Consider the following 13220-nt stretch of genomic DNA (forward strand, 5'->3'; position numbering starts at 1 on the left):
TCTTGATCAGTTGAGGTCGATGTGGACCGGAGGGCGCTCGGGTTTCCGGTTTGCGAGATGGACGGGGGGCTGCGAAACAGGCTGGCCCGTCAGTCGATTGCGAATGCGGTGAATGCGCGCGATATAGGCGCGGGTTTCAGCAAACGGCGGGACACCGGAATATTCGACCACTCGGTGAGGTCCGGCATTATAGGCTGCAAGTGCGAGGTCAATGTCCTGGAAGGCCGACAGCTGCGCGAGCAGGTAGCGTGCCGCGCCATCAAGGTTTTGTGCGACATCGCGCGGGTCAACGCCAAGGGAGCGTGCGGTTTGCGGCATGAGTTGGCCGAGACCATAGGCCCCCTTCGGGCTCACAGCAGTCGGTTTGTAGCTGCTTTCGGCCTCGATCATGGCTTGAAAGAGGATGTGCCAACTTCTGGCCCTCAGACCAGATCGGGTCAGTGCGTGGTGACTCTGGTGGCGCGTGGAGGTTGCGCGAATGAGCTTCAGAATTCCCACGCGCGAAGGAGCCGTTGTGGCCTCTTCCGGTCGCGGTGTCTTCTTAGGTGGGCGGGGAGCGTGTGCTGTCCCAGCCGAGTGATCGAAGCTGGCCCAGGTTGGGCGTTCACCGTGGAACACCCAGCCGGATATGCGCGCCGAGCCGTCCGCGCCAAAGACAATGACGTCAGCCGTCGCCCTCGAAGGCGATGCGGTAATCAGGGTCAAAGCGCAGATCGCGCCCGTCGCCAAATTCGAGATGATGTTTGAACAGACCCGGCCAGATGTTGAAATACCGCGGCTCAGGTCCAAGCGGTGTGATGCGGGTGGACACAAGGATGGCCTCTGGCTCGCCCGCACGCAGATAGATGCATTGATAGCGCGGCTTGCCATCGTCCGTGAACCCCACGAGCTCATACCGGCAGCGGAATGCAATGCCCCTCTCCTGAAGGTCTTTGACACCATCGATGGTGATCAGGATCTGATTGCGCGCTATCGGCATTTGGACTCTCCCAGTGAAAGCCCTTCTAGTGCGAGTCATTAATGGCATAAAGACACAATGAGTCAATACAACATATTGCAGAAAATATCATATTGATGAATAATTGCCGAAACGGACAAGGAGCGTGCTGTGAAAAAACTCATGATGACGGTGGCGATCGGATCTGTTGCGGTATTTGGATCCACAGGACAGGCATTGGCTTATGACATCGACTGCGCGATCATTCTGTGTATGGCTGGGGGATTTCCGCCAGGTCCTGTCTGTACCCATGCCTATCAGACGATGATCCAGCGCATTACGCCGATTCCTGTCTTGCCACCGTTCGGGGTGTGTACTTTCGCTGCGGCCTCGACGAGTCCTGGCACGCCGGGACAGGAAACGGAGCTGGATATTTCCCTGCCTGAGTATGCCTGGCTCCACCGGATACAGATTCATTGGTTTGAGGGTCGCGCTTTCGAGGATCGCAATGGAGACCGACGCTGGAGTTGGTCATTTCGCTCCTGTGATAATGTGAACAGTGGCTGCCGAAACATCATCTTCGAAAACCGGTCAGCGACACCTTGGCCGAATGCGTTTGTCTCGGACAATGATCAGCTCGTGCTCTATCCGGACCCCCATAAACCGGGAAACTTTGCTCATCGCGTGGTCATGATCGAATTTGGAAACTACGAGGGTGACATCGAGCATTCGGAATGGATCTCTTACTGATCCTGACTGCCTTTGGATTTCATTCTGATTGGTCGGATCAGGATATCGGAGGCGAGGACCTCTTCGGCTTCCATGAACCACCACCTGACAACCTGACCCGTGTTCCACCGGTAATCGCGCCAAACAACATGTGTGTCGCCGGAAATCTCAATGAGTCCCTCCCGGACGGGCTCTGCGAATAGTAGTTTCATGCACATATCGAGGATCCTGCGAGACACTGGTCGTTACGGTGTGTTGCGGGCCGCCGCGCGCACACTTGGGCGCAAGGGATCCGGGCGTACAGGTGCCGGGACGGCACTGATGAGCGGCAAGACCTCTGTTCTGGCGTTGGACGAAGGTTCAAAGCCCATCCACGCGCTCATGTGCTGGGTCATGTGGGAGCCGCAACCGATGTCTGACCGCCTTGCGTCCCATCAGTTCTTCGGAGGCGGCCCGGCGATCTGGTGGCCACAGTGAACGGCGACCTCTTGGGACAGTTTGGAGAAGGACTCAACCCAATGTCCGGCCTGTGCCGCCAGAAGCGGGTCTGTCAGCGGATCATGGTGACAATCCACGACATCCACCACATAGTCAGGCCCAATATTCTCGATGATCCGGCCAAGCGTTCTGGACAGGAAATCGCGACTGTCAGGGATGCTGTATCTCCGGCACATTTCGGGGGACGGATTGCTGATCAAGATAATCGGCATGTCCACAAATTCTTTCACGTATCGCTCCGCCATGTTGGCACAAAATTTCGACCAGAGCTTAACGGACATGATGATCTTGTGCTCGACCTCCAACGAGAGCTCGGTTCCAAATCCAACATCCCCGGGACCAGAGACATCATTGCCCGATGCAAACCTCAGCAGATCGCAAGGGTCCAGACCGATTGTTGCCAGCAGCGCCTCAGACGCGGTGATGGATTGAGACGCCGTCGGGTAAGCATTGGATATATACATCACTGTGTTCCTGTTCGTGAGTGAGGGGTCAGAACATTCGTTGAGAATGCAAGAAAGCTGCCGTCCTGATTGTGCTGAACGGCACCAAGTTTGCGCGTCGCATAACCCATGCGACTGGCCATGCGCATGAACGCAGGGGAGCCCAGAAAGAGACATTGCTCGGCGCCGACACTTGCCAGAAACTGATCGGTCGCCTGCAGGATGCGTTCGCTGAGTTGGATGCCGGGGTAGGTGACAAGCCGGGTCAGTTCCCAGACCTTTGGGTCGACAGTTGGGGCCGCGTCGCAGATCGCGGAGGGTAGTCCGGAAAGCTGGTGAAGGTAGGCGTCCCGTATCATATATGAGAACCTGCCATCTGGATCAGTGCTGGTGGTGTTAAGTAGTCGTGCCCCTGCGAGGACGCTTGAGCCGTCATGGACAACGACATAGACACTGTCCGGGCGGTCATACTGTTCGGCCTCAAAGACGGCGCTATGGGGAATGTTCCAGCCGAGGTGATCGACAAAGATCTGTTTACGCAGTTTGAGAAAGGCAGGTATCAATCCTGTTCGATCCTCAGCGGCGCTTAGCACGGAGATCTGGCAATTGTTCACCCGTGCGCGCACGGCTTGCATGATGGTATTCACCCTGAGTTTGGGTCTGGCGGGTGTTTGATCTGTGAACATTAGAACCTGCTTCCTGATCGCGATTGTCCTTTAACTGCACAAGACCGAGCGGGTCGTCCAAGGGTTTGAGCGGGAACGTTGAAAGATCAAACCTGGGGTCAGGTTTGGCAATTCAACGACCCAAAAATTGACCTCAGGTCAGGTTCTTCCCTCTGATACCCACGTACCTGACCACAGGTCAGGTGCCTGAACGAGGACATTGACATTGCTGGCCAATATATTGTTCCTCCAGACACGCTAAAATTGTGCCGGTAAACAATGATGTCAGATGAGCTTTTGCCTGTTCTCGCAGCAGATCAGCTGTTCAAGGAGAACGCAGAACCGGTCCTCTCCATCGGGACCGAAGGGTTTTTCATTATGGTTAATCATACCAGGAAGGGCCCGGAGTTTATTGAAAGTACCTATCCGGAGGCTTGGAGGGAGGAATACGACAGTAATTCTTACCACCTGAAGGATCCTGCTTTCCTTTGGGGCCTCGCGAAGAACGGGAACAAGCGGTGGTCTGAAGTGCGCCTCCCGGATGTTGCCGGCGTGTTCAGAAAGGCACGGCGCCATGGTTTGATCTACGGGGCGATGTTCAGCCGCGGATATCCTACCAGAAAATCAGTCCTGAGTGTGGCCAGAGACGATCGCGAACTGACTGATGACGAGCTGGTGCGTCTGGCCATCTGGTTTGACCAGTTCATCGACGCCTGCAATGCCAAGCAGATGTTTTCTCCGAAGGAACTGGAAGTTCTGCAATGTCTGGCCAATGATATGACGATTGACCAGGCGGCAGAGGAGATCGGGATTTCCAGTTCAGCAGCAAAGGTTCGATTGAAAGCTGCACGGGATCGGAGCGGCCGAAAGACAAACAGTTGGGCCGTCGCCGCTGCACTGCGAGCGAAGCTCATAGATTAGTCGAGAAAATACAATACAACGCGGTTCGGCAGGTGCGTACTTCTGTTTCCAGAGCGTTGTTGCATAATAACGAGTGGCTCCCGGGTTAGTTCTACTCGAACTTAAAACACATACGTCAGCATTCATGACCTAGTTAACATAAGTCTTATTATACGACAACAGTTTAGCGGCGGCGCTCTGTTATGAGGCGGCTTCTGTCAACTGCCGCGATCATCGCGATCGGGCTTACACCGCTTGCTGCCAAACCTGCCGCCGCACAAGGCTACCAGATCGATTGTGCGATCCTCCTATGCCTCGCAGGCGGTTGGCCTGCGTCGGTTCCCTGTGCGCGGGCGCGTGCGGAGTTCATCCGCCGCATCACTCCCTGGCCGGTCGAGCCACCACTGCAGATCTGGCGCTGCCCGATGCGCGCGGCGCTTGAAACGCCGGATCCGGTCGCGCGCCTTTACAGGCTGGCGGGGGTCAATCCCGGGCCAGCAGTTTCCCCGGCCCCCCAGATGGAAGGGCTCCATCTCGCGCAGGCTGTCGGACATGGTGCTGATATCGATGTCAGCGGGTCCGCCTTCGCCTTCATCCGCTCCATTGATGTGTTTGACGCTTCTTTGTCCCAATGGGTGGTTGGCGAAGGCGAGCATTGTCGACGCACGGACCTGATCCGGCATGGTTCTTACGACAGCACCGGACAGTTTCGATGGCGTATCGCCTCCCCGGGCGACCTACCGCCAGCCTTCCAGGGCGACGAAGGTTTCGGGGCCACCTGCCCGAGCATCCGGGTCCGTGCCGTCTTTGTCGACTGGGAAGATCACGAGGGCACTTACGGCTCTGAGCAGGTCAATTACTGATCCCAAACCCCATAGAAGGACTCGACACCCCAGAAAAGAGAACCCCCGCAAGGCGGCAACCATGCGAGGGGCTCAAAGAGCAACGGAATTGGCGTTCCGATAGGTCAACTCAAACTGTGACCCTGTTCTAGCAGCCCCGACGGTCAAGGCAAAGAAAAAACGTATCTCTTGCCGGGATGCGAATGCCCTGTTGCGGCCTTGTCCCATACTGACAAGGACAAGATATGAACTCCACTCGAAACCACCCGGCCTTGCCGGACGTCTGGACCAAAGGCGCTTTAATGGCGCTTCTCTCGGAGATAGCCCCGCATATCGGTCTGCGCCCGGCGCGCCTCGCGGTGCTGAACTACATCATCGGGCGCACCCGCGCCTCCGACTGGATCTCCCCGCACCGCGAACCGGTGTTCTTTGGGACGCAAGACCTCGCAGCGGTCGAACTTGGCAAGACGCCGCGCCAGTTGCGCTCGGATGAGGCCGCGCTGGCAAGGCTCGGCCTGATCGTCAAACGCGTCGCGGCGAACGGGGCTCGCTATGGCCGCGCCGGTCTCGGCTTGATCCTCACGCCGCTGATCGCGCGCTTGGAGGAGTTCATTGCCCTTCGCGACCGGCTCCGCGCGGAACGGAAGCATTTGCGCACCTTGAAAGATCTTCGGTCCCTGCACTTGCGGCACATGAAGCGTGCCATCTCCGCCCTGCCCTCCCGGGCCACTGAGGATCCGCAGGTCGCAGATATTCTTGCCAGTTTCGCAAGCTGGCCACGCAGCGATGCGTTGAGCCGCCTAGGTATGGACCGGCTTACCGCCCACCTGAAGGCAAGTTCCGAGTTGTGCGACCGCATCGACGACTGGCTTGAAAAACACGGGCTTTCTTCCGGCGAACCAGCGGAAAACTTCCGGCCCTTTATACAGAACACCAAGGAAGACTCTCAAAATGTAGAGCAGCCTAGTGCTGTGGATAACTCTACAAAACGCGAGGAATTTGCAGACAGTGAGGCGCCGCCATCACTGCCCTGCCCCGTGTCACCCACTTTGACGCCTGAGACACTGTACGACATTGCTGGCGACGGCCTACGCATGATGCTTGATGCCCGCCGGGAACAAAGCCGACCACTCAGAGACCACGACATCATCGAGGCGGCCTGGCAATTATTGCCGATGCTCGATATCCATCCGTCAGTCTGGTTTGAGGGTCAGAGCACCTTGGACGATCACGGATTGGCGCTCTGCCTTCTTCTGGTTGATGCGGGACGAGATCATCCCAAATATCCTGTCCGCAACTCGGGTGGCTTCATGCGCGAGATGGTACGTCGAGCCAATGCACAAAGGCTTGACATAAATGCAGGCCTTGCAGCTCTGAAGCGGCGCCGTACCGACGTGTCCTTGGCAAAGTAAACTGATGGGCTCTATGTCCTCGACGACATCGGTCTGTTACAACTGTTCGGAAGGAACCAACGCGTGAGAGTTGCGATTTGAAACTAATTGCATATAAGTGGTTGCGGTTCAGACCTCGAGACCGGCCGTCTGAGTCATCCCGGAGGCGAGGTATCCACCATCTACCGGCATCGTATGCCCGTTAACGTAGCGCGCCTGCTCTGACGCCAGGAAAACGATGGACGGCGCGATATCTTCAGGCACTGCGATGAAGCCCGACGGGATCATTTTGAGGAATTCTGCCTTGTTCTCGTCTGTGTAGGCGGCAGCGGTCATGTTGGTCATCGTGGCGCCCGGCGCAACCGCGTTTGCGGTTACACCATAGCGGCCGAGTTCGAGGGCCATCTGCCGGGTGAGTTGGGCGACCGCGGCCTTCGATGTCCCGTAGGCCGTACGACCCACACCGGCGCGAAAACCTGAAACCGACGACAGATTGATGATCCGGCCATACCGAGCTTCCATCATGCCATAGGATGCACGCTGAGCGCACTGGAAGCTGCCCGTGACGTTCACGTTCATGACGTCGTTGAAATCCCGCGGGGAGAAGGTATCGAACGGCTGGACACGAAGGATGCCCGCACTGTTGACGAGGATCGAGACCGTCCCCTTCCAATTCTCAGCCGTCTCGAAGGCACCGTCGATGGCATCGACATCCGTGACGTCCAGACCGACGGAGATCGCGTTGCCGCCTTCTCCCGTAATGATGGCGGCAGTCTCTTCGGCCGATGCCAGATCGATATCGGCCACGACGACTGCAACGCCCGCCTTTCCCAGCATGACCGCCGTCGCCCGGCCAATGCCGGAGCCTCCACCGGTGATCAGAGCGGGTCCCGTTGCGAATGTCAGCATAATTTCCTCCCAGGTGCCGGGCTATGCCCGGGCAAAGTCAGTTCATGACCATCATGTTCGGCAGCCAGGTGATGATACCCGGGAATGCGAACAGGATGATTATCGTGACGAATTCCATGGCGACGAACCACAGGGCTCCTCGGAAAATCGTCGGCAAGGGTGTCTCTCTGTCGATCCCTGCTATGACAAAGCAGTTCAGCCCCACCGGTGGCGTGATCAGACCGATTTCGCACATCTTCACCGTGAGGATACCGAACCAGATGGGATCGAAACCAAGTGAGCGCACGGTCGGAAACATGATGGGGATCGCGATCACCATCATCGAGAACGCATCCAGGAACATGCCCAGAGGAACGAAGACCAGCAGGAGGCAGGCGATAACGAGATATGGCGGAAGGCCTGAATCGACGACTGCTTGGGCGAGCTGGTTGGGCACTTGCACGAGCGTCAGGAAGTATGAGAATACTCCCGCCCCGATGATCGTGAAAAGGATCATTACCGTGGTGTCGATTGTCGAGCGGAAGCTCTCGGTTATCTTCCCGAGTATGCCTTCCTTCCACGCTCCGCGGTGTGACAGAAGCATGAGAAAGGCGGCGAACGCGCCCAGAGCACCGGCTTCGGTCGGCGTCATGAGGCCAAGGTATATGCCACCCATCACTACCATGAAGAGAATGAGTACCTGCCAGGCCTTGCCGGTTCCGACGACAGCCTCTCCCCAACCGGCGCGTGGGGTCACGGCGTTCCGCGAGGCGCCGTTCTTTGCGATGAAGTAGATGCCGATCATGAAAACGACGGTGGTCAGCAGTCCCGGTACAAATCCGGCAATCAGCATCTTTCCCGCTGAGGTCTCCGTCAGCGCCGCGTAGAAGATCAGCAGGACGCTCGGCGGGATCAGAACGCCGAGAACGCCACCCGCAGCCACCGCGCCCGCAGCAAGAGACGGCTCGTACCCGGCTTTCTTCATCTCGGGAAGGGCAACGCTGCCAACCGTCGCCGCGGTAGCAACCGATGAACCCGATGTGGCAGCAAATCCCGCGCTCGTAAGGATCGACGCCATCGCAAGACCGCCGGGAAGATGTCCGACCCATTTGCTCGAGACCTGAAAGAGTTTCTTGCCGACCTCGGCATGATGGGCAAATGACCCCATCAGGATGAACAGGGGAATGATCACCAGGGTGTAGACGGCCGTGGTCGAGTACGGCAGGGACTTCAGACGTGTCATGATGACCGCGAAGTCTTCGACCATGATGATCCCCGCCGCCCCGGACAATGCGAGAGCCGCGAAGACAGGGACGCCGAAGGCCATGAAGAAGAAGATGAGCGCGACCGCGATATACGGCGCCAGTGACGGATCCATGGGGTACCTCTCAGTTGCAGCGCGGGCAGCGCGGGCAGTGGCGGATCATGCTTCTGCTACGCTCGACGTCTCTTCCGCCTCATCGTGAATGAGGGCGGTAACCGCATGGAAAGTCATCTGGATCGCGGCAAGCCAGAGCCCGACAGCAACGCCAACCTTGGTCCACCAGATCGGAAACTGGATGTAGCCCCAGCGGAATTCCCAGATCGAGACGGAATAGATTGCCTCCTGGGTGGAGGACCATGCGAACATGAAGAGTGCGAGTGCTCCGCATCCCCAGGAAAACGCCATCGCGATCCGGTGCGGAAGCCCGGACAGCTTCCTGGTCAGGATGTTGACCCGGATATGCGCATGATCGTTCTGAGCCCACATTGCGCCGAGAAAGACGATCATCACCAGGCTGAGCTCGGACATCTCGAAGACGCCGGAGATCGGATTGCCGGTGATTGCCCGTGTGATGACATCTGCCGTGATGCCGAACATCAGGAAAGCAAGGAAGAGCATCGCGACCGCTCCGAAGGCATCGGAGATCAATTTCAGGATTTTCCTGATTAGGTTCATGATTTACCTCGTGAGCGGTCGCGCGTTATCGTTCGACGTGTTTACGATTCTTGGCTGATCTCATACGGGCGCCTGAGCGTGCCTTCAGGATCATATTTCGAGATCGCATCCGAAATCATCGACTGCATCTCTTCACCGTCGATGCCTGCCTGGGGCGCGGTCTCCTCGACCCATTTGTTGACTTGGGCCGGTTGCACGAGATCGCGAGCGCGCTGCTTCTCGGTGTCAGATACCTTGTTCAGCGTCACGCCTTCCGAGGTCGCCGTCTCCACGTAGCTGGCCAGCACATCCTCGTATATCTCGGTGAACTTGCCGCCGTAGATCTCGCCGACAATCTCGTCCGAAACGGTCCGCACGTCATCGGGTAGTCCATCGTAGACCTGCTTGTTCATGATCGTTGCCGCGGGCGCGTGGGGGCCATCGCCGATATCGTAGAAGTTCGGCGCAATTTCATGAAGTTTGTAGGCCACAGCGGTGACGAAGTCGAAGCCATACACCCCGTCAAGGATGCCCCGTTCAAGTGCCTGGTAGACCTCGCCCGCCGCCATCGGGATGGCGGTTCCGCCAAGCGCCTCGATGACGTCAGTCGCAACACCGTATCCGCGGATACGCTTGCCCTTGAGGTCCTCGAGGGATTCGATGGGTTCGCGCATGACCAGCGGCGCATAGTTCCAGTTAGTCCAGTAGAGAACCTTCGAGCGATGCCGCTGCTCCCATTCAGCGCGCAGCGGTTCGTAGTTCTCGTATACCTCGCGGCATACCCGCTGGAGTGCGTCGGCGTAGTTCATGCGGTAGTACCACTCGAGGCCGCGCGTCACCGGCAGCTCCGCCTGGTAGTAGCCGGGCGAAATCAGCGTGATTTCGGACGTGCCATCACGGGCCGCCCCGAGATGCTCGCCGACCTTGTTCAGCGATCCCGACCAGTAGCGGCGGATTTCCACCTCGCCGTTGGTCCGTTTCTCGAGCTCGTCGAGATACCAGCTGTCGATCCAGGACGGTCCGGCGGTATCGGACACGTAGCTGTCGAACTTGAGTGACGTCGCCGCCCGCAGGATCGACGGTGTACCCATCACGAACGCACCGCCAGCGGCGGCCGCGCTCGTTGCCAGGAAATGTCTGCGCTTCATTTGGTTCCTCCCTTACTTCTTGGATTTTTCCGGTTGTCTCGTCACAGATCCTCTTCTGCAACCGCGAGACGTTCTCGTAGACTGGTCTTCAGAACCTTGCCGTAGCTGTTCTTCGGCAACTCGTGAACGAACACGTATTTTTTGGGCTTCTTGAACGAGGCGATACGGCTTCGACACCAGGTGTCCAGCGCATCCCTGTCGCAAGTGGCCCAGTCGTTCATCACCACGAAGGCCACGACCTCTTCTCCCCACTCCGTGTTGGGGCTGCCGATCACCGACACCTCGTAAACACCGTCATGTTCAAGGATAGCCTCCTCCACTTCCCGGGGATAGATGTTGGTGCCGCCCGAGATGATGACATCCTTTGACCGGTCCGTCAGGGTCAGAAACCCTTCGCTGTCCATCGCTCCGAGGTCGCCGGTCTTGAGCCATCCGTCGACGATGGTTTCGTCGGTTGCTTTCTGGTTTTTCCAGTAACCCTTCATGATCGTATCGCCGCGCACGATGATTTCGCCAACTTCTCCCGTCGGCTTGTTCTTCATGTTATCGTCGACGACACGGACTTCGACACATGACTGGGCAATACCGACAGACGCCCTGCGAGCATCGGCGCGAGGATGAATCCTGTCGGAAACCACATCCCGCGGCATTGCAGTGATGGTCATCGGGGACTCGCCCTGCCCGTAGATGTGGACAAAAAGCGGCCCGAAAGTCTCCAGCGCTTTTGTGATGTCCGCCAGGTACATCGGTCCGCCGCCGTAGATCATGGTCCGGATGCCCTCCCCGCGATAACCGGTCTGCTCTGCATGCCTGACCAGTCGCATCACCATTGTCGGCGCCGCAAAGAAGACAAGGTTGCCCAGCGACTGGGCGAGGGCCTGGATTTCAGCAGGATCGAAACCCTGCGATTCTGGGATGACATGACAGGCACCGGCGCGCACGAACTGGAAGTTGTATAGCCCTGCCCCGTGCGACATGGGAGCCGCGTAGAGGGAATGGTCGCGGCAGGATACGAGGTCGGCATCCAGCGCGTAGCTCGTCGCCATCATGCGCAGGTTCCGGTGCGTTGTCATCACGCCCTTGGGACGGCCGGTTGTGCCCGACGTATAGAACAGCCACGCGATGTCATCCTCTTCGGCATCGACCGGAGGGCGATACTGGTCGGCATGCGACCGGCCGATAGTGCCCGCGAACTCCGGTGCACGGATCCCGACTTCACGGCATGCGACATCCAGATCACCAGGACGGGAGTACAGATCACCTGTCTCGGTTATGACCAGCTTGGCTTCCGAATTCCCGATGATCCAGGCAGCTTCCCGCGGGTGCAGCTTGTTGTTGATCGGAACCACGATCGCACCGATCCAGATCACGCCATAGAGCATCTCGAGGTATTCGGCGCAATTCTTGGCGAAGAGCGCCACGCGATCACCCGGTCGGATGCCATACTGGGACTGCAGGTGGCTTCCGATAGCCCAGCTGTGGAAGGCGAACTCGGCATAGTTCGCGTGCAGGCGCTTCCCGAGCCGGATGGCCGGAGCATCGGGACGCACGAGAGCCGTCTGGTGAAGCCATTTTGCGATGTTCATGTTTTCAGGATTTCTGCGCTTCCAGGACCGAGACGTAGTTGGCCACCGCTGACCCACCCATGTTGAAGACAAGTCCGACGCCTGCATCGGGGAGCTGCATGTCGCCCGCCTGTCCCGTCAGCTGACGGTAGGAGATGGCATGCATCGACACACCCGTCGCACCGACCGGGTGGCCTTTTGCCTTCAGGCCGCCCGAGAGGTTCACAGGAAGCTTCCCGTCCCGGTATACGATACCTTCCTCAAGTGCCTTGCCGCCCTGCCCTTTGGGCATGAGCCCCATCGCTTCGTAGGTCAGTAGTTCCGCGATGGTGAAGCAGTCGTGGACTTCTGCGAAATCAACATCACCGAGTGACAGACCGGCCTCCTCGAATGCCTTGGCAAACGCGCGCTCGGGCCCTTCAAAGGCAAGAAAGTCGCGGCTCGACATCGGGATCAAATCGCTCACATGCACGGCGGAGCGGAAGCGGACGGCCTTGTCGAAACAGGCTGCATTCTCTTCGGTCGTAAGGATCACCGCCGCAGCTCCGTCGGTGACCAAGGAGCAGTCCGTCAAGCGAAGTGGTGGCGCGATCTCGGGGTTCTTGTTGGTGACCTGAGATGTCTCCTCGAAGGTGAATTCCTTCTGCATGTGCGCCAGTGGATTGCGCATGGCGTTGGCATGGTTCTTGACGGAGATCCGCGCCATCGCATCCAGCGGACTTCCGTACCGGCTGGTGTAATCCTGCGCGGCAACACCGAAAACCTGGGGAAAACTGAGCTTCTTTTCTTCTTCGTCGTTCTGGTAACCTGCACCTGCGAGGGCGAGGGTAACGTCCTGCGTCGAGCGGTGAGTCATCTTCTCTGCACCCACCACGAGCACGGTCTTCGACTTGCCCGCCAGGATCGAGTTCATGCCGGCATGGATCGCCGCAGAGCCGGATGCACAGGCGTTTTCCGCCCTCATGCCAGGCTTGAAGCGCAGTTCAGGGTAAGCCTGATGGATCAGGGACGAGGCAAAGCCGTCTGTCACCAGTCCCGAATTGAAGTGACCCAGGAACACCGCGTCGATATCGGCGGGATCGACACCTGCCTCCTCGACTGCTTCTCGCGTGACCTCGACGATTAATGTCTCGAGGTTCTTGTCCAGGCGCCCGAACTTCGAGTGCCCACTTCCGATGATGGAAATCCGCCTAGTCATGAAAAAGTCCTCCTCGAAGAAAATGGTATCACGCACAACTGTTAGGTGGTATTCGTAGAACTACGCGTATATCTCAGTAGTTCTACTGATAGATGGGT

General features: G+C 58.1%; 14 protein-coding genes. 4 read left to right on the forward strand and 10 right to left on the reverse strand.

From position 1 onward, the window contains the following. Window positions 1-6: 6 nt before the first annotated feature. Both GC127_RS23215 and GC127_RS02515 read right to left on the reverse strand, forming a co-directional pair. Complete coding sequence (locus GC127_RS23215) at window positions 7-618, reverse strand: lytic transglycosylase domain-containing protein (protein ID WP_302848646.1); 612 nt, start codon at window positions 616-618, stop codon at window positions 7-9. Between the two features lie 46 nt (window positions 619-664). Beyond that, window positions 665-979 (reverse strand): hypothetical protein, encoded by a 315-nt coding sequence (locus GC127_RS02515; RefSeq protein ID WP_151976089.1) that lies wholly within the window; start codon window positions 977-979, stop codon window positions 665-667. Between the two features lie 129 nt (window positions 980-1108). Between GC127_RS02515 and GC127_RS02520 the strand changes: the two genes are divergently transcribed. Beyond that, on the forward strand, window positions 1109-1687 hold the full coding sequence (locus GC127_RS02520) for a hypothetical protein (RefSeq protein WP_151976088.1): 579 nt from the start codon (window positions 1109-1111) through the stop codon (window positions 1685-1687). A 413-nt stretch (window positions 1688-2100) separates the two neighbouring features. Here GC127_RS02520 and GC127_RS02525 read toward each other — a convergent pair whose 3' ends face one another. Continuing rightward, a complete protein-coding gene (locus tag GC127_RS02525) occupies window positions 2101-2628 on the reverse strand; it encodes a hypothetical protein (protein ID WP_151976087.1) in 528 nt (175 codons plus the stop codon). Beyond that, complete coding sequence (locus GC127_RS02530) at window positions 2628-3293, reverse strand: acyl-homoserine-lactone synthase (protein ID WP_151976086.1); 666 nt, start codon at window positions 3291-3293, stop codon at window positions 2628-2630. The genes GC127_RS02525 and GC127_RS02530 overlap by 1 nt, the downstream gene beginning before the upstream one ends. A 261-nt stretch (window positions 3294-3554) precedes the next feature. Here GC127_RS02530 and GC127_RS02535 point away from each other — a divergent pair, with 261 nt between their 5' ends. The 3 genes from GC127_RS02535 to GC127_RS02545 all read left to right on the forward strand — a co-directional run bounded on the left by GC127_RS02535 (window position 3555) and on the right by GC127_RS02545 (window position 6426). After that, entirely contained in the window at window positions 3555-4193 is a 639-nt protein-coding gene (locus GC127_RS02535; RefSeq protein WP_199861155.1) for an autoinducer binding domain-containing protein, read from the forward strand. Window positions 4194-4375: 182 nt separating this feature from the next. Further along, window positions 4376-5035, forward strand: a complete 660-nt coding sequence (locus GC127_RS02540; RefSeq protein ID WP_151976084.1) for a hypothetical protein — start codon at window positions 4376-4378, stop codon at window positions 5033-5035. 224 nt (window positions 5036-5259) lie between these two features. Further along, window positions 5260-6426 (forward strand): helix-turn-helix domain-containing protein, encoded by a 1167-nt coding sequence (locus tag GC127_RS02545; protein WP_151976083.1) that lies wholly within the window; start codon window positions 5260-5262, stop codon window positions 6424-6426. A gap of 108 nt (window positions 6427-6534) precedes the next feature. On the opposite strand, the gene GC127_RS02550 is transcribed toward GC127_RS02545, so the two are convergent. The 6 genes from GC127_RS02550 to GC127_RS02575 are packed head-to-tail and all read right to left on the reverse strand — an operon-like array spanning window position 6535 to window position 13122. Continuing rightward, on the reverse strand, window positions 6535-7314 hold the full coding sequence (locus GC127_RS02550) for an SDR family NAD(P)-dependent oxidoreductase (RefSeq protein ID WP_151976082.1): 780 nt from the start codon (window positions 7312-7314) through the stop codon (window positions 6535-6537). Window positions 7315-7351: 37 nt separating this feature from the next. Then, window positions 7352-8671, reverse strand: coding sequence for a TRAP transporter large permease (locus GC127_RS02555; RefSeq protein WP_151976081.1), 1320 nt, complete (start codon window positions 8669-8671; stop codon window positions 7352-7354). Between the two features lie 45 nt (window positions 8672-8716). Then, complete coding sequence (locus tag GC127_RS02560) at window positions 8717-9232, reverse strand: TRAP transporter small permease (RefSeq protein ID WP_151976080.1); 516 nt, start codon at window positions 9230-9232, stop codon at window positions 8717-8719. Window positions 9233-9273: 41 nt separating this feature from the next. Further along, window positions 9274-10359, reverse strand: a complete 1086-nt coding sequence (locus GC127_RS02565; RefSeq protein ID WP_151976079.1) for a C4-dicarboxylate TRAP transporter substrate-binding protein — start codon at window positions 10357-10359, stop codon at window positions 9274-9276. 41 nt (window positions 10360-10400) lie between these two features. Then, complete coding sequence (locus GC127_RS02570) at window positions 10401-11945, reverse strand: class I adenylate-forming enzyme family protein (RefSeq protein WP_151976078.1); 1545 nt, start codon at window positions 11943-11945, stop codon at window positions 10401-10403. 4 nt (window positions 11946-11949) lie between these two features. After that, window positions 11950-13122, reverse strand: coding sequence for an acetyl-CoA acetyltransferase (locus tag GC127_RS02575; protein ID WP_151976077.1), 1173 nt, complete (start codon window positions 13120-13122; stop codon window positions 11950-11952). Between the last annotated feature and the right edge of the window lie 98 nt (window positions 13123-13220).

It is taken from the genome of Roseovarius sp. EC-HK134, assembly GCF_902498815.1.
Taxonomy (GTDB): domain Bacteria; phylum Pseudomonadota; class Alphaproteobacteria; order Rhodobacterales; family Rhodobacteraceae; genus Roseovarius; species Roseovarius mucosus_A.